At 58.7% G+C, this 22,589-nt stretch carries 25 protein-coding genes and 1 tRNA gene; 17 read left to right on the forward strand and 9 right to left on the reverse strand.

Annotated features, from left to right (window positions below; translation table 11 throughout):
- A complete protein-coding gene (locus tag PBR20603_RS10310; RefSeq protein WP_150559440.1) occupies window positions 1–381 on the forward strand; it encodes a sirohydrochlorin chelatase in 381 nt (126 codons plus the stop codon).
- Between the two features lie 119 nt (window positions 382–500).
- Here the strand turns inward: PBR20603_RS10310 and cobA are convergent, their stop codons facing one another.
- The 5 genes from cobA to PBR20603_RS10335 form a co-directional block, all read right to left on the reverse strand.
- Entirely contained in the window at window positions 501–1,283 is a 783-nt protein-coding gene (cobA, locus tag PBR20603_RS10315; protein ID WP_150559660.1) for a uroporphyrinogen-III C-methyltransferase, read from the reverse strand.
- Window positions 1,284–1,381: 98 nt separating this feature from the next.
- The gene (locus PBR20603_RS10320; protein ID WP_150559441.1) at window positions 1,382–2,683 is read right to left on the reverse strand and encodes a sulfate adenylyltransferase subunit 1; all 1,302 of its coding nucleotides are present in this window, start codon (window positions 2,681–2,683) and stop codon (window positions 1,382–1,384) included.
- 99 nt (window positions 2,684–2,782) lie between these two features.
- Window positions 2,783–3,730 carry a sulfate adenylyltransferase subunit CysD gene (cysD, locus tag PBR20603_RS10325; RefSeq protein WP_150559442.1) on the reverse strand — a complete coding sequence of 316 codons (948 nt, stop codon included), beginning with the start codon at window positions 3,728–3,730 and terminating at the stop codon, window positions 2,783–2,785.
- 105 nt (window positions 3,731–3,835) lie between these two features.
- Window positions 3,836–4,552: a phosphoadenylyl-sulfate reductase gene (locus PBR20603_RS10330; RefSeq protein WP_150559661.1), complete on the reverse strand. Its 717-nt coding sequence runs from the start codon at window positions 4,550–4,552 to the stop codon at window positions 3,836–3,838.
- A 104-nt stretch (window positions 4,553–4,656) separates the two neighbouring features.
- Window positions 4,657–5,433, reverse strand: coding sequence for a sulfite exporter TauE/SafE family protein (locus PBR20603_RS10335; protein WP_150559443.1), 777 nt, complete (start codon window positions 5,431–5,433; stop codon window positions 4,657–4,659).
- A 133-nt stretch (window positions 5,434–5,566) separates the two neighbouring features.
- On the opposite strand from PBR20603_RS10335, the gene PBR20603_RS10340 reads away from it, so the two are divergent.
- The 11 genes from PBR20603_RS10340 (at window position 5,567) to PBR20603_RS24575 (ending at window position 14,701) form a co-directional block, all read left to right on the forward strand.
- Window positions 5,567–6,508 (forward strand): CysB family HTH-type transcriptional regulator, encoded by a 942-nt coding sequence (locus tag PBR20603_RS10340; RefSeq protein ID WP_150559444.1) that lies wholly within the window; start codon window positions 5,567–5,569, stop codon window positions 6,506–6,508.
- A 771-nt stretch (window positions 6,509–7,279) separates the two neighbouring features.
- Window positions 7,280–8,449, forward strand: coding sequence for an ABC transporter substrate-binding protein (locus PBR20603_RS10345; protein WP_150559445.1), 1,170 nt, complete (start codon window positions 7,280–7,282; stop codon window positions 8,447–8,449).
- Between the two features lie 7 nt (window positions 8,450–8,456).
- Complete coding sequence (locus PBR20603_RS10350; RefSeq protein WP_150559446.1) at window positions 8,457–9,341, forward strand: NAD(P)-dependent oxidoreductase; 885 nt, start codon at window positions 8,457–8,459, stop codon at window positions 9,339–9,341.
- A gap of 120 nt (window positions 9,342–9,461) precedes the next feature.
- Window positions 9,462–9,546, forward strand: a tRNA-Leu gene (locus PBR20603_RS10355).
- Between the two features lie 375 nt (window positions 9,547–9,921).
- Window positions 9,922–10,116, forward strand: coding sequence for a helix-turn-helix transcriptional regulator (locus PBR20603_RS10360; RefSeq protein WP_150559447.1), 195 nt, complete (start codon window positions 9,922–9,924; stop codon window positions 10,114–10,116).
- Window positions 10,113–10,979 (forward strand): replication protein C, IncQ-type, encoded by an 867-nt coding sequence (repC, locus tag PBR20603_RS10365; RefSeq protein WP_150559448.1) that lies wholly within the window; start codon window positions 10,113–10,115, stop codon window positions 10,977–10,979. The genes PBR20603_RS10360 and repC overlap by 4 nt, the downstream gene beginning before the upstream one ends.
- Window positions 10,980–11,587: 608 nt before the next feature.
- Complete coding sequence (locus PBR20603_RS10370) at window positions 11,588–12,259, forward strand: hypothetical protein (protein ID WP_150559449.1); 672 nt, start codon at window positions 11,588–11,590, stop codon at window positions 12,257–12,259.
- A complete protein-coding gene (locus tag PBR20603_RS10375; RefSeq protein WP_150559450.1) occupies window positions 12,256–12,840 on the forward strand; it encodes a PAAR domain-containing protein in 585 nt (194 codons plus the stop codon). Before PBR20603_RS10370 ends, PBR20603_RS10375 begins: the two co-directional genes overlap by 4 nt.
- 4 nt (window positions 12,841–12,844) lie before the next feature.
- Window positions 12,845–13,732 carry a hypothetical protein gene (locus PBR20603_RS10380; RefSeq protein WP_150559451.1) on the forward strand — a complete coding sequence of 296 codons (888 nt, stop codon included), beginning with the start codon at window positions 12,845–12,847 and terminating at the stop codon, window positions 13,730–13,732.
- Window positions 13,729–14,130, forward strand: coding sequence for a DUF7079 family protein (locus PBR20603_RS10385; protein WP_150559452.1), 402 nt, complete (start codon window positions 13,729–13,731; stop codon window positions 14,128–14,130). Before PBR20603_RS10380 ends, PBR20603_RS10385 begins: the two co-directional genes overlap by 4 nt.
- A complete protein-coding gene (locus PBR20603_RS24575; RefSeq protein ID WP_150559453.1) occupies window positions 14,120–14,701 on the forward strand; it encodes a PAAR domain-containing protein in 582 nt (193 codons plus the stop codon). Before PBR20603_RS10385 ends, PBR20603_RS24575 begins: the two co-directional genes overlap by 11 nt.
- Before the next feature lie 174 nt (window positions 14,702–14,875).
- Here PBR20603_RS24575 and PBR20603_RS10395 read toward each other — a convergent pair whose 3' ends face one another.
- Window positions 14,876–15,574: a YozE family protein gene (locus PBR20603_RS10395; protein WP_150559454.1), complete on the reverse strand. Its 699-nt coding sequence runs from the start codon at window positions 15,572–15,574 to the stop codon at window positions 14,876–14,878.
- A 371-nt stretch (window positions 15,575–15,945) separates the two neighbouring features.
- Between PBR20603_RS10395 and PBR20603_RS10400 the strand changes: the two genes are divergently transcribed.
- From PBR20603_RS10400 to PBR20603_RS10410, 3 genes are all read left to right on the forward strand, one after another.
- Entirely contained in the window at window positions 15,946–16,785 is an 840-nt protein-coding gene (locus PBR20603_RS10400) for an abortive infection family protein (RefSeq protein ID WP_150559455.1), read from the forward strand.
- A 42-nt stretch (window positions 16,786–16,827) separates the two neighbouring features.
- Window positions 16,828–18,573, forward strand: a complete 1,746-nt coding sequence (locus PBR20603_RS10405; protein WP_150559456.1) for an ATP-binding protein — start codon at window positions 16,828–16,830, stop codon at window positions 18,571–18,573.
- Between the two features lie 167 nt (window positions 18,574–18,740).
- Complete coding sequence (locus PBR20603_RS10410; protein WP_246174532.1) at window positions 18,741–19,475, forward strand: AbiU2 domain-containing protein; 735 nt, start codon at window positions 18,741–18,743, stop codon at window positions 19,473–19,475.
- On the opposite strand, the gene PBR20603_RS10415 is transcribed toward PBR20603_RS10410, so the two are convergent.
- From PBR20603_RS10415 to PBR20603_RS10425, 3 genes are all read right to left on the reverse strand, one after another.
- Window positions 19,458–19,943 carry a protein-tyrosine phosphatase family protein gene (locus PBR20603_RS10415; RefSeq protein ID WP_150559457.1) on the reverse strand — a complete coding sequence of 162 codons (486 nt, stop codon included), beginning with the start codon at window positions 19,941–19,943 and terminating at the stop codon, window positions 19,458–19,460. The two genes, PBR20603_RS10410 and PBR20603_RS10415, sit on opposite strands and share 18 nt — an antisense overlap.
- Window positions 19,944–19,970: 27 nt before the next feature.
- Window positions 19,971–20,327, reverse strand: a complete 357-nt coding sequence (locus tag PBR20603_RS10420; protein ID WP_150559458.1) for a hypothetical protein — start codon at window positions 20,325–20,327, stop codon at window positions 19,971–19,973.
- 471 nt (window positions 20,328–20,798) lie between these two features.
- Window positions 20,799–21,635, reverse strand: coding sequence for a hypothetical protein (locus PBR20603_RS10425; protein ID WP_150559459.1), 837 nt, complete (start codon window positions 21,633–21,635; stop codon window positions 20,799–20,801).
- A gap of 80 nt (window positions 21,636–21,715) precedes the next feature.
- On the opposite strand from PBR20603_RS10425, the gene PBR20603_RS10430 reads away from it, so the two are divergent.
- Both PBR20603_RS10430 and PBR20603_RS10435 read left to right on the forward strand, forming a co-directional pair.
- A complete protein-coding gene (locus PBR20603_RS10430; RefSeq protein WP_150559460.1) occupies window positions 21,716–21,967 on the forward strand; it encodes a hypothetical protein in 252 nt (83 codons plus the stop codon).
- Between the two features lie 27 nt (window positions 21,968–21,994).
- Window positions 21,995–22,330, forward strand: a complete 336-nt coding sequence (locus PBR20603_RS10435) for a helix-turn-helix domain-containing protein (RefSeq protein WP_150559461.1) — start codon at window positions 21,995–21,997, stop codon at window positions 22,328–22,330.
- Window positions 22,331–22,589 lie beyond the last annotated feature (259 nt).

The following is a 22,589-nucleotide window of genomic DNA, read 5'->3' on the forward strand; positions in this document are numbered from 1 at the left end:
ATGCAAGGCAAGCCCGGTGTCATCCTGTTCGCTCACGGCTCTCGCGATCCGCGTTGGGTCGAGCCGTTCGAGCGGCTTCGCGACAAGCTGAGCGCGCAGCGTCCCGACACCGACGTCCGGCTTGCCTTTCTTGAGTTGATGACGCCTGACCTTGCCGAAGCGGTGGCCGACATGACGTTGCAGGGCACGTCGGAGATCACGCTGGTGCCGGTCTTTCTGGGTCAGGGTGGTCACGTGCGACGGGATCTGCCGGCGCTTGCCGACGCCTGCCGCGCCGCACACCCCGGCCTGAAGCTGCATGTGAGCGCGGCCATCGGGGAGGACGACAAGGTGCTCGATGCCCTCGCCGAGTACTGCGGCAGGACGATGGACGGCAACTGATCGCGCCATCGCCCGCCGGCGCAGTTCCCGGACACAGCAAAACGGCGTCACAGATGACTGTGACGCCGTTTTGCATTGATTCCCGGGAAGTCTGGCCGTCTGGCCGAGACCGGTCTCAGTCAGGCAGCCATCGCGGCCTGCACCGCCCAGTCGTGCAGCGACGCGGCATCGGCGTGCGCAAACGCCTCACCGATGAGCAGCACACTCGGCTGTGCCGCGTCGAACCATGACGCCGCCAACCCTAGCCGGATGTCGTCAAGCGTGAGACGCACGCGCCGCTCGCGCGGCGTCGTGGCGGCTTCCACAATCGCTACGGGCGTTGACGCCGGTTTGCCGGCCTCGATCAACGCCGTCGCAATGCGCTGGGCGCTGTCGCGTCCCATGTAATAGACGAGCGAATCGGCCGACACTTGGGCCGCAATCTCTGCCGACTCCGGCGCACGGCTTTGCGTCGCAAAGGCCACGCTACGGGCCACGCCGCGCAACGTGAGCGAACGGCCTAGCGCCGCAGCGCTGGCCAATGCCGCCGTAATACCGGGCACGACTTCCACCGCAATACCGGCCGCCTCCAGCGCGCGCAGCTCCTCGTCCGCCCGGCCGAACAGCATCGGATCGCCGCCCTTCAAACGCACAACCAGCGCGTGGGTGCGGGCGTGATCGATCAACTGCTTGTTGATGAAATGCTGCGCACTCGACTGCTTGCCGCAGCGCTTGCCGACAGCAATCCGCTTGGCCTGCGGGCACAGCGCGAGCATCTCCGGCTCGACGAGCGCGTCGTGGAGCACCACGTCGGCGCGCGCCAGCAGCCGCGCGCCACGCACCGTAATCAGATCGGCCGCACCGGGGCCTGCGCCGACCAGATAGACCTTGCCCGGCGACTGACCGGATTGCGAAGAAGTCATCATGATGATGCCGTCATGGTTCGAGGGATTTGGCGCCGGCCCCTCCTGGGGGCGGTGCGCCATTCAATACATAGCAGAACGCAGGTTGGCCCGGCAATTTACGCGGCGAGTGCGCGAATCATCCCTGCGGCCACCGTGTGGTGCGTGGCTTCGTCGATCAGTACGAACGCGCCCGTCGCGGGGTTCGCGTCATACGTGTCGGCAGCCACGGGCTTTTGCAGGCTCAATTGCACGCGGCCGATGTCGTTCATGGCGAGCGTCGTCTTGTCTGTGCCGTGCGAGAGCGTGCTGACGTCGAGCACGGTGTCCACGCTACCGACCTTCACGTACACGGTGCTGGTGGCTTGCTTGAGCAGATACTTGCGCTGCGGCGCAAGCGCGTCCTCGTCGAACCAGCACACGTCGGCGGACAGTTTGCGCGACGGGGCGAGCGCCGACTCGGCGCTCACGAAGGTGTCGCCGCGCGACACATCCACGTCTTCTGTCAGACGGATCGTCACGCATTGCCCGGCGAAGGCTTCTTCGAGAAGACCGCGCGGCCCGACGATCTCGGCGACGCTCGCCGAGCGGCCTGCCGGCAGCACGCGCAGCGCCTGGCCGACGCGCACCGAGCCCGACTCCACGCGTCCCATGTAGCCGCGGAAGTCGTCGGCATGCGAGCCGTCCTGACGCGCCACCAGTTGCACCGGGAAGCGCAGTTCGCCGCCCGATTGCGCAACCGGGAGCGCTTCGAGCAGGTCGAGCAGCGGCTCGTCCTGATACCAGGGCATGCGCTCGCTCGCGTAGACAATGTTGTCGCCCTTGAGCGCGGATACCGGCACGAAGCGCACGTCCTCCAGACCCAGACGCTGCGCCAGCGCCAGATAGGCGGCACGAATCGAGTCGAACGTCGTCTCGCTGTAGTCCACCAGATCCATCTTGTTGATGGCGACGATCACGTGCTGCAAGCCGAGCAGCTTGACGATGGCGCTGTGGCGCTTGGTTTGAGCAAGCAACTCGGTGCGGCCGTCGACTTCGGTCACGCGCGTGGCATCGACCAGCACGATCGCGGCGTGCGCCGTCGACGCGCCGGTGACCATGTTGCGGGTGTACTGCTCGTGACCCGGCGTGTCGGCAATGATGAACTTGCGCCGTGCGGTCGTGAAGTAGCGATACGCGACGTCGATGGTGATGCCCTGCTCGCGTTCGGCTTCGAGGCCGTCGGTGAGCAACGAGAAGTCGATGTCTTCGCCGGCGGTGCGCTTGTGCTTGGCGCGGGCAAGCGCTGAGAGCTGGTCGGTCAGCACCGATTTGCTGTCGTACAGCAGGCGGCCGATCAACGTGCTCTTGCCGTCGTCGACGCTGCCTGCCGTAATGAAACGCAGCACGCCGAGGTCTTCCTGATGCGGGGTGAGGCTCATGGTCTTCTCAACTCGATTGCGTGGCCCCCGGTGCGGTGAATCTGCGCGCCCGGCGGGCCGGTGTCTCTGAACGTAGGAGGAGGTCTGCCGTGAGGCGCCTCAGAAATACCCTTGCTTCTTGCGCTGCTCCATCGCCGCCTCGGACGTCTGATCGTCCATGCGGGTCGCGCCGCGCTCCGTGATGTCGGTCACCGCCGTCTCGGCAATGATCTCCACCGGGCTACCGGCGACGCTTGCCACCGGGCACGTGCAACTGATGTCGCCCACGGTGCGAAAGCGCACCGATGCGGTCTCGCTCGTCTCGCCGTCCTGCTTCGGCGTCAGCGGCGTGACCGGCACGAGCAAGCCGTTACGGCGCACGATTTCGCGCTCGTGCGCGTAGTAGATCGACGGCAGATCGAGGTTCTCGCGTGCGATGTACTGCCACACATCCAGTTCGGTCCAGTTCGAAATCGGGAACACGCGCAGGTGCTCACCGCTGTGCAGACGCGCATTGAACAAGTGCCACAGCTCCGGGCGCTGTGCTTTCGGGTCCCACTGGCCGAACTCGTCGCGGAACGAGAAGATGCGCTCCTTTGCACGGGCCTTCTCTTCGTCGCGGCGAGCACCGCCGATCATGGCGTCGAAGCCGTGTTCGGCAATCGTTTCGAGCAGCGTCACGGCCTGCGCCGCGTTGCGCGAGTCGGTCTCGCGGCGCAGACGCACCGTGCCGCGGCGGATCGAGTCCTCCACATGCCCCACGACCAGTTCGGCACCCAGGGCCTTGGCGTGACGGTCTCGGAATTCGATCACTTCCGGATAGTTATGGCCGGTATCGATGTGAACGAGCGGGAACGGCAATACGGTCTTGCGGTTCGGGCCGAGGCCGAAGGCCTTGAGCGCCAGATGCAGCACCACAACCGAGTCCTTGCCGCCCGAGAACAGCAGCGCTGGCTTGCGGCACTCCGCCACGACCTCACGCAGGATGTACATCGATTCGGCTTCGAGCCAGTCCAGATGATCCATTCGCGAGCCATTGGCCTGCGCGACTTCGTGCATCGCACCCATAGTGTTCCCTTCCTTGACGATTCCGAGATTGCCGAGATTCGATTTACCACGATGTGGCGCCATTTCGTCGCGCCGCATCGTCATATGTCTTGCTTGCCCGATGCCTTAATTCGACTGCACCGAGACGGGGATCTTGCTCAGGTTGCCGGCGTGCAGGCCGCACTCTTTGCTGTCACGCGACTCCCACCACCAGCGCCCTGCCCGGCTATCTTCACCCGGGCGGATGGCGCGAGTACACGGCTCGCAACCGATGCTCGGGTAGCCGCGCGCGTGCAGCGGGTTGACCGGAACGTCGCGTGCCGTGAGATAAGCCCACACTTGCGCTTCGGTCCAGTCGAAGAGCGGGTTGTACTTGGCGATGCCACGGGCATCGTCCTGCTCGGCGAACGCCAGTTCGCCGCGTGTGACCGACTGCTCGCGGCGCTGACCGGTGAGCCAGGCGTCGGCATCGGCGAGCGCGCGGCCGAGCGGCTCGACCTTGCGAATCTGGCAGCAGGCCTTGCGCAGGTCCACGCTCTCGTAGAACGCGTTCGCGCCATGCTCGGCCACGTAATGCTCAACGGCGGCGGCCTGCGGCACGTACTGCACGACATCGTAGCCATAACGCGATTTGATCTGGTCGATCATGCCCAGCGTCTCGGCATGCAGACGGCCGGTATTGAGCGTGAAGACCGTGATCGGCAGTTGCTGACGCAGAATCACGTGCGTGATCAGCATGTCTTCGGCGGCCAGGCTGCTGGCGAATTTCACGTTGCGATGCGAGCCCGCGATGCGTGCGAGGCGCTCGGCCAGCACGGCTTCCATGTCGTCGAGCAGCGCCATGTCCTGATGCTCGGCATCGGTCACATTCGACGGCACGGCAGCCGGGGTGGGTTCCCAGCGGGATTCGTTTCGCATATCGCGAACTCCTTATTGTCTGTGGGGTGTCAGCCGACCAGCTTCACTGCCGCGAGCGTGAGCGTTGCCGCCAGCGCCCCGCGCACAATGCGCTCGGGCAGGTGACGGGTGAGCTTCGCGCCCAGCCATATTCCAGGCAGCGAGCCGATCAACAGACTGCCGAGCAGTGCCCAGTGCACCGTATCGAGCCAGATATGGCCCAGCGCGGCAATCGCCGTGAGCGGCACGGCATAAGCAATGTCGGTACCGGCGACTTCGGCAGGTTCCAACTGCGGGTACAACATCAGGATCAGCGTTGCGCCAACGGCACCGGCGCCAATCGAGGAAATCGTCACGAGCACGCCGATCAATGCGCCGACCACGACGGTGGCGACCGCCTGCCTGTTGCCCGTCAACTGCCAGTTCGGGTGCGCGTGCAGCGCCGCCAGCAGCTTTGCGCGGAACAACAATGAGAGCACCGTCAGCAGGACCGAGGCGGCAATCGTCAGCTTGATGACGTGAAGCGCCGCGTCATCGATGCCGCCCAGACGCTTCAGGAACAGGATCGTCACCAGCGCCGCCGGCAGCGCGCCGAGCGTGAGCCGGCGCACGATGTGCCACTTCACATGCCCGTGCGAACGGTGTGCGACGGTGCCAAAACTCTTGGTAATCGCGGCAAACGCCAGATCCGTGCCCACGGCGACCGGCGCAGCGTAACCAAGCAACAGGGTGAGCAGAGGCGTCATCAACGAGCCCCCACCGACACCGGTCAGGCCGACCAGCAGGCCGACGCCAAATCCGGAAAGGGGTTCGAGCCACAGCGACATGTATGACGTTCCTGTTAGGTCCTTAATGCCTGGCGGGAATAACGTTATCGAAACAGTGGCACCCACTGTAATGAAAACCCTATATACTTCAAACGAATTAAAAATTGTTTGTATATTTTCTAAAGTTATACAAATGAACCTGCACCAGTTCCGTTTTGTGCGCGAGGCCGTTCGTCAGAATTTCAACCTGACGGAGGCCGCCAAGGCGCTATTTACCTCCCAACCGGGGGTGTCCAAGGCCATCATCGAGCTGGAAGAAGAGCTTGGTGTTGACATCTTTGCCCGGCACGGCAAGCGCATCCGTAATCTGACTGAGCCCGGGCGCATCATCTTCGAGTCCGTCGAGCGAATCCTGCTGGAGGTGGAAAGCCTCAAGCGGATCGGCAAGGATTACGCTGCGCAGGATCAGGGCAGCCTGACGATTGCCACCACGCACACACAGGCCCGCTATTCGCTCCCGCACGCGGTGGCCGAGTTCAAGAAGCGCTTCCCGAAGGTGCGTCTCTCGATCCTGCAGGGCAGCCCGACGCAGATTGCCGAGATGGTGTTGCACGATCAGGCCGATCTGGCGATCGCGACCGAGGCAATTGCTGGCTATAAGGATCTGGTGTCGCTGCCTTGTTATCAGTGGCAGCACGTGGCCGTGGTGCCGCCCGATCACCCGCTGCTGCAATTGGCGTCTGTCGGCATCGAGGATCTGGCGAAGTACCCGCTAATTACCTATGATCCGCAGTTCGCCGGACGCGCCAAGATCGATCAGGCGTTCGCGCTGCGTCACGTACAGCCGGACATCGTGCTCGAGGCCATCGACGCGGACGTCATCAAGACGTACGTGGAACTGGGACTGGGCGTGGGGATTCTGGCGGGCGTGGCCTTCGACCCGGAGCGCGATCGCAATCTCCGGGCGATCCACGTGGGGCATCTGTTCGGCACGAACGTGACTCGCGTCGCGCTGAAGCAGGGTGCCTATTTGCGTGGATACGTCTTCACGATGGTCGAACTACTGTCGCCAATTCTGACTCGCAAGCTGGTTGAGCAAGCGTTGCGCGGCGAGCACGAAAGTTACGAGCTTTGATGTCCTGACGCGCCGAAGCGGGCGCGCCTTGGCTGGCGAGCCCCTTCGCCAACGTGAATGCCACCGTGAACGCCATCGAATTCCGCTGCGAAATTGATGCGCGCGTCCTCCCTGAGTCCTCTCAAATAGTGTGTCACCGGCGCCCCCGCCCGTTTTGCGGGGCGCTTGCCCGGATCTCCACACATCACCTCGTTGAATGCCTGCTGGACTTTCTCGACCTTGGCGAGCTTTCGCGGATGGTGAAGGTGTGTCGTCCTGAGGTCATGGAGCGTCGAACATATATAGGCGTATCGAAATTGCGTTTCCGGCGTGTTATCGGATGCCGAGAACGAGCGCAAATCGAGATTCCTGATGGCTTTGAACAGGTGTCGGAACGAACCCATCGTGACTCGGCCTTGTTCGTTTCGTGCGCCCTGGCTGCAGCGGGCTGCCACGGTCTCACTCAAACGCACGAGTTGGGATGAGACAGGGATTCGGGAAAAGAACGTCATACTTCAAAAACTCCATCGGATTTACGGGGGGTGCGCGACCGCGAGCCCCGGTCGCGGGATGCCCGCTGACCGCGCATGCTCTGCGGTGGTGCGCTGGCAAAGACAGGGGCCAATGCCGACGTGTTCCCGACCGGAGACTGCCACGCCCGAATCGGGAAATCCCCTCCTCCCACCGCTCGAGCCGAACCCCCTGATGCCGTGAGCCGGGGCACTATTTTTCTTAGCTGGCCGAACGCAACCTGTGCGGTATGCTTACGCGATTCGACCAAAAGGAGACCCCATGCGCTCACCTCTTCGTGGCATCCGTCTGACGGGCGTGCTGCTTGCCCTGACCCTGACCGGCGTAGTGACAGCGGCGCGTGCCGACATCACTGTCGGCATCGATCTGTCGTCGACCGGCCCGGCGGCCGCCATCGGCATCGCCAGCAAGAACGCCATGCAACTTTGGCCTGACCAGATCGGCGGTCAGAAAGCGCATTACGTCTTTCTCGACGACGGCTCCGACCCCGGCACGGCCGTGAAGAACGCGCGCAAGCTCATCAGCGAGAACAAGGTTGACGTCATCGTTGGCCCGAACATCACGCCGAGCGCGTTGGCCATGCTCGATCCGATTTCCGAGGCGGAAACGCCGATGATCACGTTGATCGGCTCGGCCGTGGCCGTGGAGCCGCAGGATGCCAAGCGCCGCTGGGCGTTCAAGATGGCGGCAAACGATTCGGCGATGGCCGACGTGATGACGCGCTACATGGCGAACCACGGTATCAAGACGGTGGGTTTTATCGGCTTCGCTGATGCGTACGGCGAGAGCTGGTGGAAGGAGTTCTCGAAGTTTGCCGAACTGCGCAAGCTGAAGATCGTGGCGCAGGAGCGCTTCAACCGGACGGACACGAGTGTCACGGGGCAGGTCTTGAAGCTGATGTCGAGCAAACCGGACGCCATTCTGGTTGCCGGGTCGGGCACCCCTGCCGCGCTGCCGCAGCGCACGCTGCAGGAGCGTGGCTATACCGGGAAGATCTATCAGACGCACGGCATTGCCACCTACGACTTCGTTCGTGTGGGCGGCAAGGACGTGGAAGGCACGCTGTTCCCGACGCAGCCGGGTGTGGTCGCCAAGACATTGCCGGCCGGGCATCCTGCGCGCACGGCCGCGTTGGCCTTCACGAAGAAGTACGAGGCCAAGTACGGTGCCGACACTGTCACGCAGTTCGCCGCCGACGCCTATGGCGTGTGGGATCTGCTCAACAACGCCGTGCCACGCGCTGCAAAGGTGGCGGCACCGGGCACGCCCGCATTCCGGACAGCGCTTCGCGACGCGCTTGAGTCCACACACAATCTCGCGATCCCGAACGGCATCATGAATCTGAGCCCGCAGGATCACGTTGGGCTGGATCAGCGCGCGGGGGTGATGGGCCAGATCAAGAACGGCAAGTTCGTCTACGTTTCGGACTGATCGCGGCATGACGACATACACCGTAGCGTTTATTGGGCTGGGCGCCATGGGCGGCCAGATGGTTCGTCATTTGATGGCGGCGGGGCATCGGTTGCACGTGTATGCGCGCCGGCCCGAGGCCGCCGCGCCGTTCGTCGAACAGGGGGCGAAGGCGTTCGAGACGCCCGCGCAAGCGGCAGCGGAGGCTGACTTCGTCGTGACCAACGTCACGACCACGCAGGATGTGGAAGAGGTGCTGCTCGGCGCGCAGGGCGTGGTTCATGGGGCGAGCCCGGGCACCGTCTGCATTGATCACAGCACGATTTCGGCGGAGGCGACGCGGCGCATGGCGGCGCGTCTGGCGCGCCACGAGATTCAGCTCGTGGATGCGCCCGTGTCCGGCGGTCCGTCACGTGCGGCCGATGCGTCGCTGTCGATCATGGTCGGCGCGCCACGCGACGTCTTCGAGAAGGTCAAGCCGCTGTTGTCGGTGCTGGGCACGACGATCACGCATGTGGGTGACGTTGGGGCGGGTCAGGTGGCAAAGGCTTGCAACCAGATCGTTCAGGTGATCAATATTCAGGGCATTGCCGAGGCGATGCTGTTCGCGGCGCGCAATGGCGTGGATCAGGACAAGGTCATCGAGGCGATTTCGAACGGTCTGGCGGGCAGCCGGATGCTCGACATGATGGGTCCCAAGATGGCACATCGGGATTTTTCAGCCGGGATCGAAGCCCGTCTGCACGACAAGGATTTCACGATGATCCTGGACGCCGTGGCTGACGCAGGGCTATCGCTGCCCGCGCTGACGCTGGTGAAGGGGCAGTTGTCCGCATTGATGGAGAACGGTTGGGGCCGTGACGATACCTCGTCGTTGCTACGCGTTCTGGAGGGGCAACAGCAAGTTCACTGAATCCTGGCGGGGCGGGCTTGTGGCCGAGAGAAATTTCGGTCATAATCTCGCCTTCGTCCGGTGAGCCCTCAGGTTCCTCGAACGAATCACGCTGCGACACCGCTCGGTGAACGCACACCTGCCCAGGTGGTGAAATTGGTAGACGCAGGGGACTCAAAATCCCCCGCCGCAAGGCGTGCCGGTTCGATTCCGGCCCTGGGCACCACAAGAAATTCCCTCAGCATTTTCAAGTAGTTCTGGAGCACGAAGTAATTTCCAGCTCAAGACTATTAGCTCGCGAGATTTTTACTGTGTACAGAACCGTACACAGAATCGCCGGGGATTGAAATCGCTGAGAGGATAGTTGGCATTTTCGACGCGAGTGAAAAGCTCAAGCCGAATCCCTATCGAATTCTATAAATCGATAGATAAATGTCATCGAAATTCCCCCAATCATCCCCCTCCAATCTCGCTATACGACATCAGACGTAAAAGTACGTCACCGGACCTCGATGGAGCCACCCACTTCGTCGAACGAGGCATATTGAGATATTGAGGACACATTTCCGGATTTGCTCCCTTGGGGAAATGGAAATGCGTGATGAACACTGCAGACTCGCTGCTTCGCCTGCCCGAAGTACTCGCCATCATCCCCGTGTCGCGTGCGACATGGTACGAAGGCATCAAGTCTGGCCGCTTCCCGGCCCAAGTGAAACTCGGCCCCCGCATCGCTGCGTGGCGCCGTAGCGATATCGACCGCCTGCTCGCATCCCTCGCCAGCGGAGATGCCGCATGAGCAAGCATGCTCCGACGTACGCGAAGCTCGCGCATGCGATTGTGCACATTCCCGGGCTATTCCGAAGTTTGGCGCCCGGTGAGCGGCGCGCCACCAAGCACGACGTTTCACACCAACTTGGCGAGGTGTCAGTCAGGTGCATCGGCTTTGAACCCCTCGACGCTGTCGACCTACGAGTCTTGCAGGGCGTAGTTTCGATTGTCACGTCTGAACTGGCGAGCGTTCGCCCTCTTCTTCGTGATGGCCGGACCCATAAGGCGTCGCTGATGCTAGCGGGCACCCAAATGACCGAGCGAGTGCTTGGTGCGCGCTTCAACCTTGCGGCACTGGCCCGTTCGTCAGGATTCGACCAAGGCGGAAGTGCTTACCAAAAGATTCGAGCCTCACTCCAACGCCTGTCAAATGTCTCCGTTGTTCTGAAACGCGAGAACCAGCAGGGCTCGTGTCATCTGGTCGGCAATTATGTGTTGGACCAACACACTGGCGAGCTCGTCATGTCGCTAAGTCCGCTACTCTCAGCGGCCGTCCTCGCAAGGCGAGGGTATTTGCGAATCAACATGAGTGAGGTGCGTCTGCTGAAGAAGGAGGTTGCGCTCCTGCTCCACAACCGCCTCCACTGGATAAACCAAGGCACTGCGCGCCACGTAACACTGGACACGCTCATTTTGTATGCGTACCCGGATGCCCAAACCGGCACGACACTACGAAAGCGCAGGAAGGCGGTGCGCGATTCCCTCGGAGAACTTCGACGCATCGGCTGGTCTGTAACTGAGACATCGAAAGAAAAATTTTGCATCAGCCGCCCCCTCCGCTCCGTAGCCGACCGCCCGCAAACCTCTTCGGTCAGTACGTCAAATTGGTAACGGGGGTCGCGTCAAATTGGTAACGGCCGCACGTCAAATTGGCAACGCCTCGATTTTGGGCACAGGCAAGAATCCCAGTGAATTGAGACCTGTTTTCGACGATGCGGCCCTGCGCCTGAATGCGGTCAAGGTTATTTATCTGATGTGTTTTTTTATTAATCAATAGCCCCGCGCAACAACGCCCGAACAGTTGCGCGGCATCTCGCTCACCAAAGCACAACTCCACTCCGGCACGGCACGAGATAGTCGACGTCGTGGATTTTGCCTGCGGCGCGGCAGCCAGGGTGAGCGGCACTGAGGCCCGCACTTCCCCTCGCAAGAGAGAATCGGAGCCCGCAGGTCACCATGGCGCGACTTGAAGCGCAGCACCGTCGCAGCATTTACTGTCGTCCCGCCTAGTTGCCGACAAACCTTCGCCTACCAAGTTTCTCCTCCACCGAAGCTACTAGGTAGCTGAAATAACAAGGCTCCTTGGTTCGGCATTTCGATGTTTCGAAGGCCAGCAGACGACGTTTGGGAGCAGGCTCAACAAAAAATGGGATTTATCTCGTTGACCTTGAGAAGGGGCAAGCAAAAAATCGAAGGTTTATTCCTGCCGGCGGCGTCCAATGGAAAGCCAACAAGCTCTCGATGTCAAAGATACTAAACGCTTCCTCTCGCAAGACCCGGAGCTCTATCTCGCAGTCTGCAACACGCCGACGGAAGAATGTCAGGACCGAGTCGTAGTGCGATGCTCAACCGCACCGTTTGGTAAGTGCATCGACGCGTACCTGACGCCTGTGGACGCTGCAATTAGTGCCTGGTGGTCAAGCAGTCAGGATATTGAATATCAGGTACTGCCATCCTCCCGCTTTGACCCCTCCGAGTTCGTTGCGGATTTCGGGCGTTTGGTGATGCACATCCAGTTGGGATACGCAGCTAAGAACGGCCAAATCATTTCTCACGCGGAAGGGCGTCCTGCCGGCATGGGGATGATAGAAGTGCAACACTTTTGCCCTGGCGAAACGCCTCGAATCGAGTACTCGATGGACGAGGAGACGAGCCTGGTTGTATCCAAGCTGTTCTCGGCCTCAGGTCTCCCGAGTTATCGCGAAACGTTCGATTTGCTCCGCGTGTGGTCCACATTTCAACTCGAGCAATCGGTGCGTGCCGCCGCTCGGTCGATGCGCCGTTTGCTGCCCCCAAAGACTGAAAGCAATCAAGTCGCGTTCTTCAACCCTTTTGACGAGAAGTGGATGTTCCTCCCCGCCTCCGCGCTGTTGCCGGCGGAGACGACATGAAACGCTATTTCATCATGGTCGGCGACAAAACAACTCGCAATGGCGTTGTCATTGAGGGCGAGCCGCGGGCACGTAATCAGACCACTCCGTTCTCGACACTCGGAAGCAAAGTTTATTGCCCCGCCTGCAAAACCACCGGGTTCATTGTTGGTGCCGGCCCTTCTCGTCGAGCTCAATTCCTCGGCAAGCTTGTAGCGCTGGATGGCGACCTATGTCGCTGTGAATGCGACCCGCCCCCTCGTTTGATTGCCTCACAGCGAGCGGCGTGCATAAGTTTTGATGCCAAGGAACTCTCGGCTCTAGGCTACGACCATTTTGGTAACCCCTTACCGGTATCCGAATCCGGCGATAGGTTCATCTCATTCCGGTTGGTCGACGACCATTCCCTAGCAGGGCTTCGGTGTATTGCACATTTCAACAATGGATTGACAAGCACTGGAACGATTGACGCAGACAACCGCCTTCACATCGAGAATCCGGCCGGTTCAAGCTGCCGACAAATCGAATTTGGGTTCCCAGATTCGGGCCCCAGTAGCGTTCTGTGCGACGCGTTCATTCAAACCTTAGCTTCCCAGGAATAATCGGATGTCTACAGCAAGTGCAGCTCAAGCGTCTCGGGACGACAGCGCCATTTCCTTCGCGGGCCCGTTCGAAGTGAACAAGGAGCATGAGGTTCCGGGCATCCTTGACACAGCGCTTTCGCAGTTTGTGGCGACAGCTCAAAAGATTGCCATCGACTTCATCCAAGACGCACAAGCTCGCGCAGAGTACATGCGTCAAATTGGCGAGATTCCAAAATTAGTGCGCGCTGAGGTTGCGGCGGGCCGCGTGGGCGTGGCAGAGGGAGTGGTTTTTGCGCAGACGATGCGCAACCAAATAATGATGGAGACGCGTGCCGCGACGTCGGCTGGCACAAAGGCCATCATCGAAACGTACAAGCGGGAAGGCAGGTCAAAATCATTCTTGCTTGAAAAGTACAGTGTCATGATTGCCGACCCAGGTGCTAAGGCGCGAATGTCGCCAGAAGCGTTGAACGATTACGTGCAGTCGATTGCAGACGGCAAGCGGCCCAGTGTCTTCCAACAACTGACACAAGAACAGCGCAGCCGGGTCTACTACGCCATCATCGATGCGGCAGGAAAGGACAGCGCCAAGTTCAGTACTCGGGCAGTACGTTTGGCCGCAGCGGGAAAAGTCTTTACCGCGCTGACCACTATTTTGGTATTGACGGAAATTTTCAATGCGAAAGACAAAGTTCAGGAAATTAACCGTCAAGGCTCAATTTTGGGAGGGTCATTGATGGGGGGCGTTGCGGGTAGTGCGCTCGTGTCCCCCGTTTGCGGCCCAGGGGCTCCGATTTGTGCGTTCGTTTTGATTCTCGTGGGTGGAATGGCGGGCGGAACAGTCGCGGAGAAGGTCAACGACCTTTACCAAGAAGAATTGCGGCATTTTCGAGGTTGGAGAATCAAATGACCGACTCGGCACGCAGAAACTGCTGGATTACGCTTTCAGACCTTTTCGTTGACAACGTGGTGGATGTCCGAAGGGTCGCGTTTCAGTTGGTAAAGCATTGCCAGCCAATGACCGACGAGGACATCCGGCGAGCATTCTTTTACGAGGTGGCGCCCGTTCTCGGACCTCAAACGCTCTCCCCTGCGCCATTGGTATGGACCGAGTTTGATTCAGATGGGGTAATCGAAGATGTGACAGCGCGAATCCAGCGTCGTGCTTTGAGCCCGTTCTTCCATATGCGTTGCCTGATTGGCGATTTCGCGTGCCGACTATGGTTTGCATCCATTTGGAAGGACGTGGCCAAGGCCGTTGCCGAGGAACGTCACTCGAGCCAAGCTGGAGATATGAATGCGCCGTAACTTCTTACTTAAAGGGGACCAATCTACGAACGGCGGCACTGTTCTAGAAGGAGACCCGACGTTCACGTGTGACGGCATTCCCGTGGCATTTCACGGCGCAAAAGTCTATTGCCCTGAATGCAAGTCGACAGGGGCAATTGTTGGGTCCGGGCCAACGCTGAGCATGACAAACGAGAAAGGTCAGCAGCAAGCCTTGGAGGGAGACTTGTGCGTTTGCAAATGCGAACCACCTCCAAGAATGCTGGCGTCGCGCCGAGACACGTTCCTGGACTTATCGGTTGAGCAGTTGACGCAGCAAGGATACGACGCAAGCGGCCGCAGACAACCGCCGACCGCTCCCACCCAACGCGGACGTCTTGTGTTCAAGTCGCGCGACGGGTTCTCGGTTGCTGGCCTGCGATGCCGGGCGTATTTTTCCGACGGCTCATCTGCTGACGGCGTGTTCGACGGGCAGAATCGCCTTGTCTTCGACGATGTTTCGGCGCTCGACTGTCGCCACCTAAGAGTAATGGCTGCCGCCCCCGTGCATGGCTCCATGTGCGATTCCTTCCTGGATGCGATTGCACGATAGCGACGAGCGCGAACCGAAACCAACGCCCATCAAAGCTGGATAGGGGTAGAAAGGGATACGACAACGGTTGCGTGGTTACTCACTCCAGTCATACCTACCCCAGCGCGTACTTCACAGCATCAGTTGCTGCTTTTCGTGCGCTGGGGCGACGGCCACTAGCCCCGAATCACTCACTTAGCCCACTTGTGGCCCGCATTTGAGAAACTCAGCATGAGCGTCTCGCATAGCCCGAATAGCGCCGTCCACCGCTCCCTGCGAACTCAGATAGTCAATGAGTTCCTCCAGAGACGCCTCGGAGACAGGAAAATCCCTATCGGACTTAACATCGCGCGCTAAATCACCAATCGGTTCATCACGATTTATCTGGCGCAAAATCCATCTGTTAAATGGACTACGCGAAGCTTCCTTCGCGACTCGTGCTTCATGGTATGCCGCAACGTCTTCGCTCAGCACATTCGTCGGATTGTCTGGTCGACGCAGATTACGCAGTTCGGCGGGTGACCAAGTCTCGAAATTGAGGGCGCTACGAAGGTATCGCTCAACGCTTTTCTCGCGGTCATGCATCCCGTCAAAGAAGTGCTCGGCGGGGACCATTTGGTCACACATGACACAGAAATATTGCGCCGCATCCGTCTCGCTTTGGTCGCCGTGCAGATAGTGGCGCGTACGAGCGTCTATCAGGCTCGCGGCAGGGACTCTGGTTGGGACTTTAGCAGAGTCGACCCCACGGACGAGCTGTGACCAGTTTCGATAGCCGCAATCAGCAGCAATTCGAGCCTGAGCCGCATGTAAAGGGATGCACTTGCCGCGAGCGAGCCGTTTGGCGTTGCGACGGAGTTGCTCGAGCTGAGCAAGAGAAATTGTGGGTTTCATGGCTAATCTCGTTAGCGGCTACCCGATTTCAATGCGCCCACCCAAGAAATCCGCAGTAGCCCTTGAGATAGGCCTTGGATTAACTTTGCTACTTCTAATCGCTATCGATTCCGATTTAGCCTAGGTGGGCGGGCAAGCCGGCGTCTCGGCTTATAGACCGGATTGTAGCAGCAAGACCGACGTTGAGCATTTTCGATTTTTCAGTATCCCTAGACGACCTATCGGTCCGTGCCTAACGTACATTTCAACCGATGAACGACAATCGAAATGGCGAAGCAGTCACTGATTCATCGAATCGCTCGGCCGAGCAAGCCACAAACCATGAGGCATAATCGTCGAGGGAATGCATCTAAAGACCATACGGGGTACTTATGGAGCCAGTCCTTCCGATTGACGATTCGATTATCGCTGCAGTCGCACAATTGATTGATGATTCGAAAGGCGGCGGCGAGCGCAGGGAGCCATCGCACAGTGAGATTGACTTCTATATTTCACGGGCGAACCTGAGCCATTTCGACCCGAAGGCCCAGGGGCAAACAGTTGGCAAAGCTAAACGTGTGCGAGCTACCCTTCACTCCGCATTAGAGGAATGCCCGGCCAACGGCTCAAAGCTGATTGGCCTGCTGATGGCGAAGGTTCGGGCCTGCGGTGGGTTTCGCCATGACTCTCCCAATTTTGTCGGCATCGAAGCGATAACGAATGCTCAGGCCGCGTTTGCATCGTCCGGTATTCGTTTGCTTGGCGACGGCCAGGTCCTACCTTTAGTACTTTCTAACCTGAAGGGGCGGGACCTAACTAAGGCTCTCCAAATTTATGCGGAGCGTGCCCAACGTGGGGCTGCGGATGCCGCTCTTGTGACGGGCACAGGCAAAGACTTGCTGGAAGCTGTCGCCGCCCACGTTGTTCAGACGATATTCGGTCACTACTCGACGAGCGACAACTTCCAAATCTTGATGGGCTCAGCGTTCGCCGCACTCAATCTTGCAGTTCCTGAAACGCCGCTCTCGAAAGATGAGCCAGCGGCCCGGCCGCTAGAGCGTGCCCTGTTTCAGTCAGCAGTTGCCGTAAATAAGCTAAGAAATCGGGAAGGCACCGGCCATGGACGTCCATGGGTTACGTCGCTAACAGACGCTGAGGCGAAGGCCGCCATTGAGACAGCCGGCACCGTCTCCACGTACCTACTAGCCAAGCTCAAGGGCCACTCATCGTAACCGCTCCAACATACTGTCGCTCAATAATCCGGGTAAAAGAAAATGAAGAGAAATTCCGCTCGCTTTCAGGTGAACTCGCGAATTGCCAGCCTTTTAGGGCAAGAGTATTCATCCACGGAGAACGCGCTAAGAGAACTCGTTGACAACGCATGGGATGCGGATGCCGAGAGCGTTTCTGTCTCATTGCCTGAGCCAATGAGCGATGACCCTATCATCATTTCCGACACCGGAACTGGGATGACAACAGCGGAGCTCGAAGCTCACTATTTGAGTATCGCCGCAGACCGGCGCGTTCGAAGCGGGGACAGAACCAAAGGGAAGGACAGACTGGTGAAGGGCCGCAAGGGCATCGGAAAGTTCTCCGGCCTCATGGCTGCTTCTGTAATGCGGCTCGAAACGTACGCTCGCGGAGTAAAGACAAGTTTCTTACTCCGGACAGAGGATTTAGCGACCGTTGAAGACATCGAACAGTTACCAATTGTCCTCGAGACCGAGCCCTGTAATGAGAACGTTCACGGTACCCGAATTACGTTGAGCGCATTGCATCAGACTCTTTACTTTCCAACCCCACAGAAACTCAGGCAGGTACTTCTCCAAGAATATGGTCGCGAAGAAGAGTTCCGTATCGAAATTAACGGCAAGGACCTTGGCGTTGACGATGTCCAAGGCCTGTTTCGACAACGTACACTGGATGTTCCCGACGTCGGTGCGGTGAACCTTAGATTTGCGATTTCCGACAAAAAGTCCGGAGTTCGCGCTCCCGGTATTGTTATTCGGGTCGACGGTAAGTCTATCGGGAAACCTTCGTTCTTTGGCCTAGACGGTCAGGACGACTTCCCCCCCAAACTCCTCAAATGTCTGTACGGAGAAGTGGACGCAGATGGACTCCGTGACCACGTGACAGCGGGTTGGGACAGTCTCATAGAGAACAGCACCCTCCTTGAGCGCGTGGCCGAGTTGATTCGTCCGCTACTGTACGACGCGTTTAAGGAGAAACACGGGCAGGAAATGCAGTCGGCTCACGCCAAATTGAAGCGCGAGATTCGACAGCGCGTTGCTGCCCTACCGGAAAACCGGCGTGAATTCGCAGAACGCGCTATCAAGAGAGTTCTTGACCGCTACTACCAAGAGCCACCATCCAAGGTCGAACCATTTATCTTCGTTTTGCTTGAAGCGCTTGAGCGCACAGAGTACGGCGCAGTAGTACAACACCTTGCGGACGCGCGAGCCAAAGACGTTTCTGCGCTTGCGGACGCGCTGGACGAATTCGCCCTAGTGGATTTGGCGTACCTCGTCGACCAAGCACGGGCACGCGAGGCCTTTCTTGACGAACTGGAACAGCTCTCAAATGCCCAAGAGACAAAAGAAGCTCAAATGCACAAAGCGATTGAGCGAAGCCTCTGGGTGCTAGGTCCGGAATACTCGATGTTCAGTTCGAATCGGACGCTACAAAAGCAAATCGAAGAATTCATCGGAGGGAAGTTTTCCGGAGAAAGAGCGAACCGACGGCCAGACTTGCTTCTCAGTGAGGACATGTCCGGTAGATACCTATTAATTGAATTCAAGCGCCCATCCCACGTACTAAACCGCGACGACTACAACCAGGGTACAGATTACAGGCACGACCTCGCGAAGGTGCTGACCAAGCCAATTGACGTGCTCATTATGGGCGGAAAACGCGGCCCCGATTTCCCGACAACGAACTTGGAGCCGGATGTGGCCGTCGCAACGTTCATTGATGTCATATCCACAGCTAGACGCCAACTGCAGTGGCAGTTGTCACGTTAATGCGTATCGGTGAGCAATGCCTTTGTGACCCTTGGCGTGCTATTGAATTTCAAGGACCGAGCTGAAAGTAATCTTGGACAGTTTGGTACTTGCAATTACAGCCCTACTGCTTCCACACCATTTGCATCGGGGACGGCTGGGGAGGCTTCATCCTCTGAGGATGCTTGATGATGACAGACGAGAATGTGGCGTCAGCCATTGAAAGATTGAAGGCGCTCGTGCGAGCAGCAGAAGATGAGGCGGTTCTCGCTGTCATGCTTCACGAGAGTTGGAAACCGACGGCCTACGACATCGACCTTCAGGCACGAATGGGAACCTCGTGCGCGACTCATACGTTCCAAATCGTGCGCATGGCGCTAAGGCGCGAGCTCCTGCTAGCGGTCCCACGTGTTTGGGATACAAACAAGCAGGCTGTGAGATTGACCGCGATTTCGGAGATTCTGCGCGACGAGCGATGCTTCGACGCGCTCGTGCGTGAACGCGCCGAACACGTTCGAGTTCGCCCTGACCCCGAGGGCTTGATACGCGACGCGCTGTCGCCCAAACGGGATAAGGTACTGGCGCTTACACGAAAGTACATGCAGAACGGCGAGTGCGCCTCAGTACTGGCGGACCTCAGGTCTATCAGACACGAACGTCTCGCGCACAGGCAGGTCGAGCCAGCCAGAGTTGAGCATAAGCAGGCCACCGACGAGCAAATCGAAGAGCTATATCAAGACACCCTCGCGATTGTCACGCACCTGCTCTCGCTGGTGCTAGCCAATGCCTTCGATATTGCCAACCAGACCTCCGAGGTGTACGGAAATCACGCTCGTTTCTTCTGGGCGGCGGCTAGGGGAGAGAGGACAGAGGGGCATCCGAACTACCGACCGCCCGGGGGACTGTTACATGCCGGTATGTAGCGTTGTTATGAGCCGCACGACCGACGGGTTCGCATGCGTCATCGCTTCAATGTCGACTTGGTAGCCATATAGGCGATGCAGTCCAAGAGCTACTGCACAGGAGCGGGAATAGCCTCCCTCGCAATGCACGACAATGGATTCAATCGAAGTCGGAAGACTTTCCACAAAGGCACGTATCTCTTCGGCCTGCCGAAGCGTGAACGCGCTCGCCAGCTTCTCTCGTGCACGGGTTGATATGGCTGGGTTGAGGTGGTCCACATCGGAAAAACTCAATCGCAAGACGTTCCTGAAGTCGCTGAGCTTTGCTGTCGGGCGCTCTGGCGCCGTAATGGAAATTACCGCGACAGTTGGGATGGCGGGTAACCGCTCAGCATCCGCTCTCGACATCGCAAGCACCTGTCGCGGCCCAGGCGGCGGTTTGTAGAGAAGTGCAACAAGGTTCTTCGAGCGATGACTCGAACGAGGCATACGTACCTCCTCAAGCGAAGCCCAGCCTTATTCAGTTGCGGATTCGTCAGCGAGCCGCTTACGCATTTTCTCAAGCATCCACTCGCACTCCTGGTTGCTCAACTCCCACTCCCCCGTGCTCACTTTCGCTCGCACCGAAGACTCGACGCGATTGATAGCCTCGTCAAGCCCCCATTTTTTCTCAGCCATCTTCCTTCTGCAGAAGGACGCCAATTGCCCAGAGAGGCGCACGCACTCATCATATCGCTCGCGGAGTTCGTCCTCTGTATACCCCGCGACGTACTTGCCCTCAACGCGGCGGACGCCAATCTTGGGTTGATAGCCGGGCATGGTGGAAATCGTTGAATCGCGAGGGAAGTCTTCTGGAATCGCGTCATTACTCATTCCCCCCTCCATCCACGCTTGCAGTCGTCCTCAGATGCACTCTCAGCATCGCGCGAAGTGCCGCATCTTCATAGGTTGAGCCGGAGGCACAAATGCTTCCTATCCGACATATGGCATTCCCATCACGAACAAATAGCGAAGCACCTAGAGCTTTGGCTCGCGCCATGATGGCCGGCTCCAGCCCTGTCACCGAAAGCTGACGTATCAACTCCAGGAGGGGCAACTCGTCCAGAACGTCCTTAATCACCTCCTGGTCAGGCTGCGCGAGGTCACACGTGCACGGATGCGCATTCATAAGAATCGTTACCGCGTCTCCTAGGCGTCCCATAGCACTCCCCAATTGAATTTGTCCGGTCGGCGGCTTCGAGACAAACCACGTACCGAGATTTCGATTCGCTGTTCCAAGTTGGAACACCCGCACTGGCTGACTTACGCATTCAGCCTGATTTCAGATGTGGAACGCCACGGTGACTATCGGTTCTCCACCTCTTTCCTCACGCGAGCCCCGTCATATTTTCCGTTGACGAGATAACAGGCGACACCTGGTGCATACAGGTCTGCGAGGGCAACGAATTTCGGGCCTTCGATTGTTGTCACCCCTACCTGAGGCAAACGGACTTCGAAGATTGGGCCACAGTTTGTCTTGGTTCCGACCGAGGGATATTGACGTAGCTTGTTGGTCGCATCTCGCAGCATCGCCCTTCTCAGATACGCTTCCTGCGCCTCACGCTCCTGATTCCAACGGGCCGATGACGTTGGTGTGCCGACACGTAACTTTGATGCCTTCTGAACCAGTGGCTCGATATCTGAAATGTCCTGAACCTGTCCGAATTTCATGCTGTACGTTACCGTGAAGTTGGCAAGTGCCCCACTCAATCCCCGAGGCCGCACCATGTCCCGCACAATGCTCGCGACATCTTTCGACCCTCTGTATGCCACCGCCTCCTCTAGGTAATCCTCATTCACGTGTGCAACAAAGTCAGCCGTTCCTGAGAAACGTTCCGGCACCCCGGTTCCACCGACGCGAACAAGGTCCTCACATACCCTTTCTAACGTACACGCCGCCCATTGGGGTCCCGCCATTACATAGGCATCCTTGGTACGGTAGACCTCAGTCAACTTTTCGCCAGAGCTGAGCTGAACCGTCGCTGCTCTGAACATCCGCTCATTCGTTGGCGTAAACACGTTTATCGAAGCAATATCCTTCGCATTGATGAGTCGGTTTCGAAATTTCAGTGCGACGACCCGATTCTCCGTTGTCCATACTCGTGTCGGAGAATTGCCATCACTCCGGTAGACGTACGCCACCCTGTTATCCGGATACACCTGCAACGTCTCACTTAGCGCTTGCGTCGCTGTCTGTCGCTCGCCTGACGAGACAGTCGTACATGCTTGCAGAAGCAATACTGGGGCCAGCGCCGCGACAACCAATCTCATTAGCATCATCTCCAAGTCAGCTCTTCAAATTCAGCGACGTTCCGCTCTCGCAGAACGCTTTCGCGCTGCGGCGCGGCAATTTCGTCGCTGCACAGGACGCATCAGCAGTCGTCGCAGTACGTCCGCAGTTGAGCGAACGTCCAAACAGCTCGGTAAAAGCGGCGGTGAGTTACGGCAAATTCTACGAATTACGTAGAGATTGAGCAAGGCAATTCTACGAGTATCGTAGGATGACTACCCAGCAACCCGCGACCATCTTCGGACGTCGGCTCAGAGAAGCACGACGGCGGAAAGACATTCCACAGGATTTGCTCGGAGTTCGCATCGGACTTGATGAAGGTACTGCAAGCGCACGAATTAGTCGCTACGAAACCGGGGTTCACGAACCGCCGTTCAGCATCGCAGTCAAAATTGCTGCAGCACTTAGTGTCCCGACAGCGTACTTTTATTGCGAAGACGACGGTCTCGCCGAGATTGTTCTCATGTGGGGACGCGCATCGAAAGCCGAGCGAAAACGGATGCAAGACCTTGTCGGTGCAACGCGTTCAACTGATGGTGCTAGCTGAGTGGGATGCAAGTAGTGATTAGCGCCAACAGCTTCGCCCGTTTGACTTTGAAACGGGTACGCTGCTGTGAAAGGCAGTGTGTGCCACGGCGACTTCCGGTCTTTAATGTAGCAAACCTTAGCGTCTTAACGCATTAGTACGTGCGAAACGATGTTTCGTCGATAGTTGTGGCCGCCGAGGCTCATTCGGCAGGACGTGTGACCTTTCTCCACGTATCGCCTCTCGCACGCACCTAGTGAGGGGTAACAACTCGGACTGC

The sequence above is a fragment of the Pandoraea bronchicola genome (genome assembly GCF_902459805.1).
Lineage (GTDB): Bacteria > Pseudomonadota > Gammaproteobacteria > Burkholderiales > Burkholderiaceae > Pandoraea > Pandoraea bronchicola.

Bases quoted from the DNA above. Each gene is read 5' to 3' on its own strand.
- PBR20603_RS24575 (WP_150559453.1), top strand. From the start codon at position 14,120: ATGCGCCGTAACTTCTTACTTAAAGGGGACCAATCTACGAACGGCGGC.
- PBR20603_RS10430 (WP_150559460.1), top strand. From the start codon at position 21,716: ATGCTTGCAGAAGCAATACTGGGGCCAGCGCCGCGACAACCAATCTCA.
- PBR20603_RS10340 (WP_150559444.1), top strand. From the start codon at position 5,567: ATGAACCTGCACCAGTTCCGTTTTGTGCGCGAGGCCGTTCGTCAGAAT.
- PBR20603_RS10370 (WP_150559449.1), top strand. From the start codon at position 11,588: ATGGAAAGCCAACAAGCTCTCGATGTCAAAGATACTAAACGCTTCCTC.
- PBR20603_RS10335 (WP_150559443.1), bottom strand. From the start codon at position 5,433: ATGTCGCTGTGGCTCGAACCCCTTTCCGGATTTGGCGTCGGCCTGCTG.
- PBR20603_RS10330 (WP_150559661.1), bottom strand. From the start codon at position 4,552: ATGGCGCTGCTCGACGACATGGAAGCCGTGCTGGCCGAGCGCCTCGCA.
- PBR20603_RS10320 (WP_150559441.1), bottom strand. From the start codon at position 2,683: ATGAGCCTCACCCCGCATCAGGAAGACCTCGGCGTGCTGCGTTTCATT.
- PBR20603_RS10380 (WP_150559451.1), top strand. From the start codon at position 12,845: ATGTCTACAGCAAGTGCAGCTCAAGCGTCTCGGGACGACAGCGCCATT.
- PBR20603_RS10410 (WP_246174532.1), top strand. From the start codon at position 18,741: ATGATGACAGACGAGAATGTGGCGTCAGCCATTGAAAGATTGAAGGCG.
- cysD (WP_150559442.1), bottom strand. From the start codon at position 3,730: ATGGGTGCGATGCACGAAGTCGCGCAGGCCAATGGCTCGCGAATGGAT.
- PBR20603_RS10345 (WP_150559445.1), top strand. From the start codon at position 7,280: ATGCGCTCACCTCTTCGTGGCATCCGTCTGACGGGCGTGCTGCTTGCC.
- PBR20603_RS10415 (WP_150559457.1), bottom strand. From the start codon at position 19,943: ATGCCTCGTTCGAGTCATCGCTCGAAGAACCTTGTTGCACTTCTCTAC.
- PBR20603_RS10385 (WP_150559452.1), top strand. From the start codon at position 13,729: ATGACCGACTCGGCACGCAGAAACTGCTGGATTACGCTTTCAGACCTT.
- PBR20603_RS10405 (WP_150559456.1), top strand. From the start codon at position 16,828: ATGAAGAGAAATTCCGCTCGCTTTCAGGTGAACTCGCGAATTGCCAGC.
- repC (WP_150559448.1), top strand. From the start codon at position 10,113: ATGAGCAAGCATGCTCCGACGTACGCGAAGCTCGCGCATGCGATTGTG.
- PBR20603_RS10350 (WP_150559446.1), top strand. From the start codon at position 8,457: ATGACGACATACACCGTAGCGTTTATTGGGCTGGGCGCCATGGGCGGC.
- PBR20603_RS10435 (WP_150559461.1), top strand. From the start codon at position 21,995: ATGACTACCCAGCAACCCGCGACCATCTTCGGACGTCGGCTCAGAGAA.
- cobA (WP_150559660.1), bottom strand. From the start codon at position 1,283: ATGACTTCTTCGCAATCCGGTCAGTCGCCGGGCAAGGTCTATCTGGTC.
- PBR20603_RS10375 (WP_150559450.1), top strand. From the start codon at position 12,256: ATGAAACGCTATTTCATCATGGTCGGCGACAAAACAACTCGCAATGGC.
- PBR20603_RS10360 (WP_150559447.1), top strand. From the start codon at position 9,922: ATGAACACTGCAGACTCGCTGCTTCGCCTGCCCGAAGTACTCGCCATC.
- PBR20603_RS10395 (WP_150559454.1), bottom strand. From the start codon at position 15,574: ATGAAACCCACAATTTCTCTTGCTCAGCTCGAGCAACTCCGTCGCAAC.
- PBR20603_RS10400 (WP_150559455.1), top strand. From the start codon at position 15,946: ATGGAGCCAGTCCTTCCGATTGACGATTCGATTATCGCTGCAGTCGCA.
- PBR20603_RS10310 (WP_150559440.1), top strand. From the start codon at position 1: ATGCAAGGCAAGCCCGGTGTCATCCTGTTCGCTCACGGCTCTCGCGAT.
- PBR20603_RS10420 (WP_150559458.1), bottom strand. From the start codon at position 20,327: ATGAGTAATGACGCGATTCCAGAAGACTTCCCTCGCGATTCAACGATT.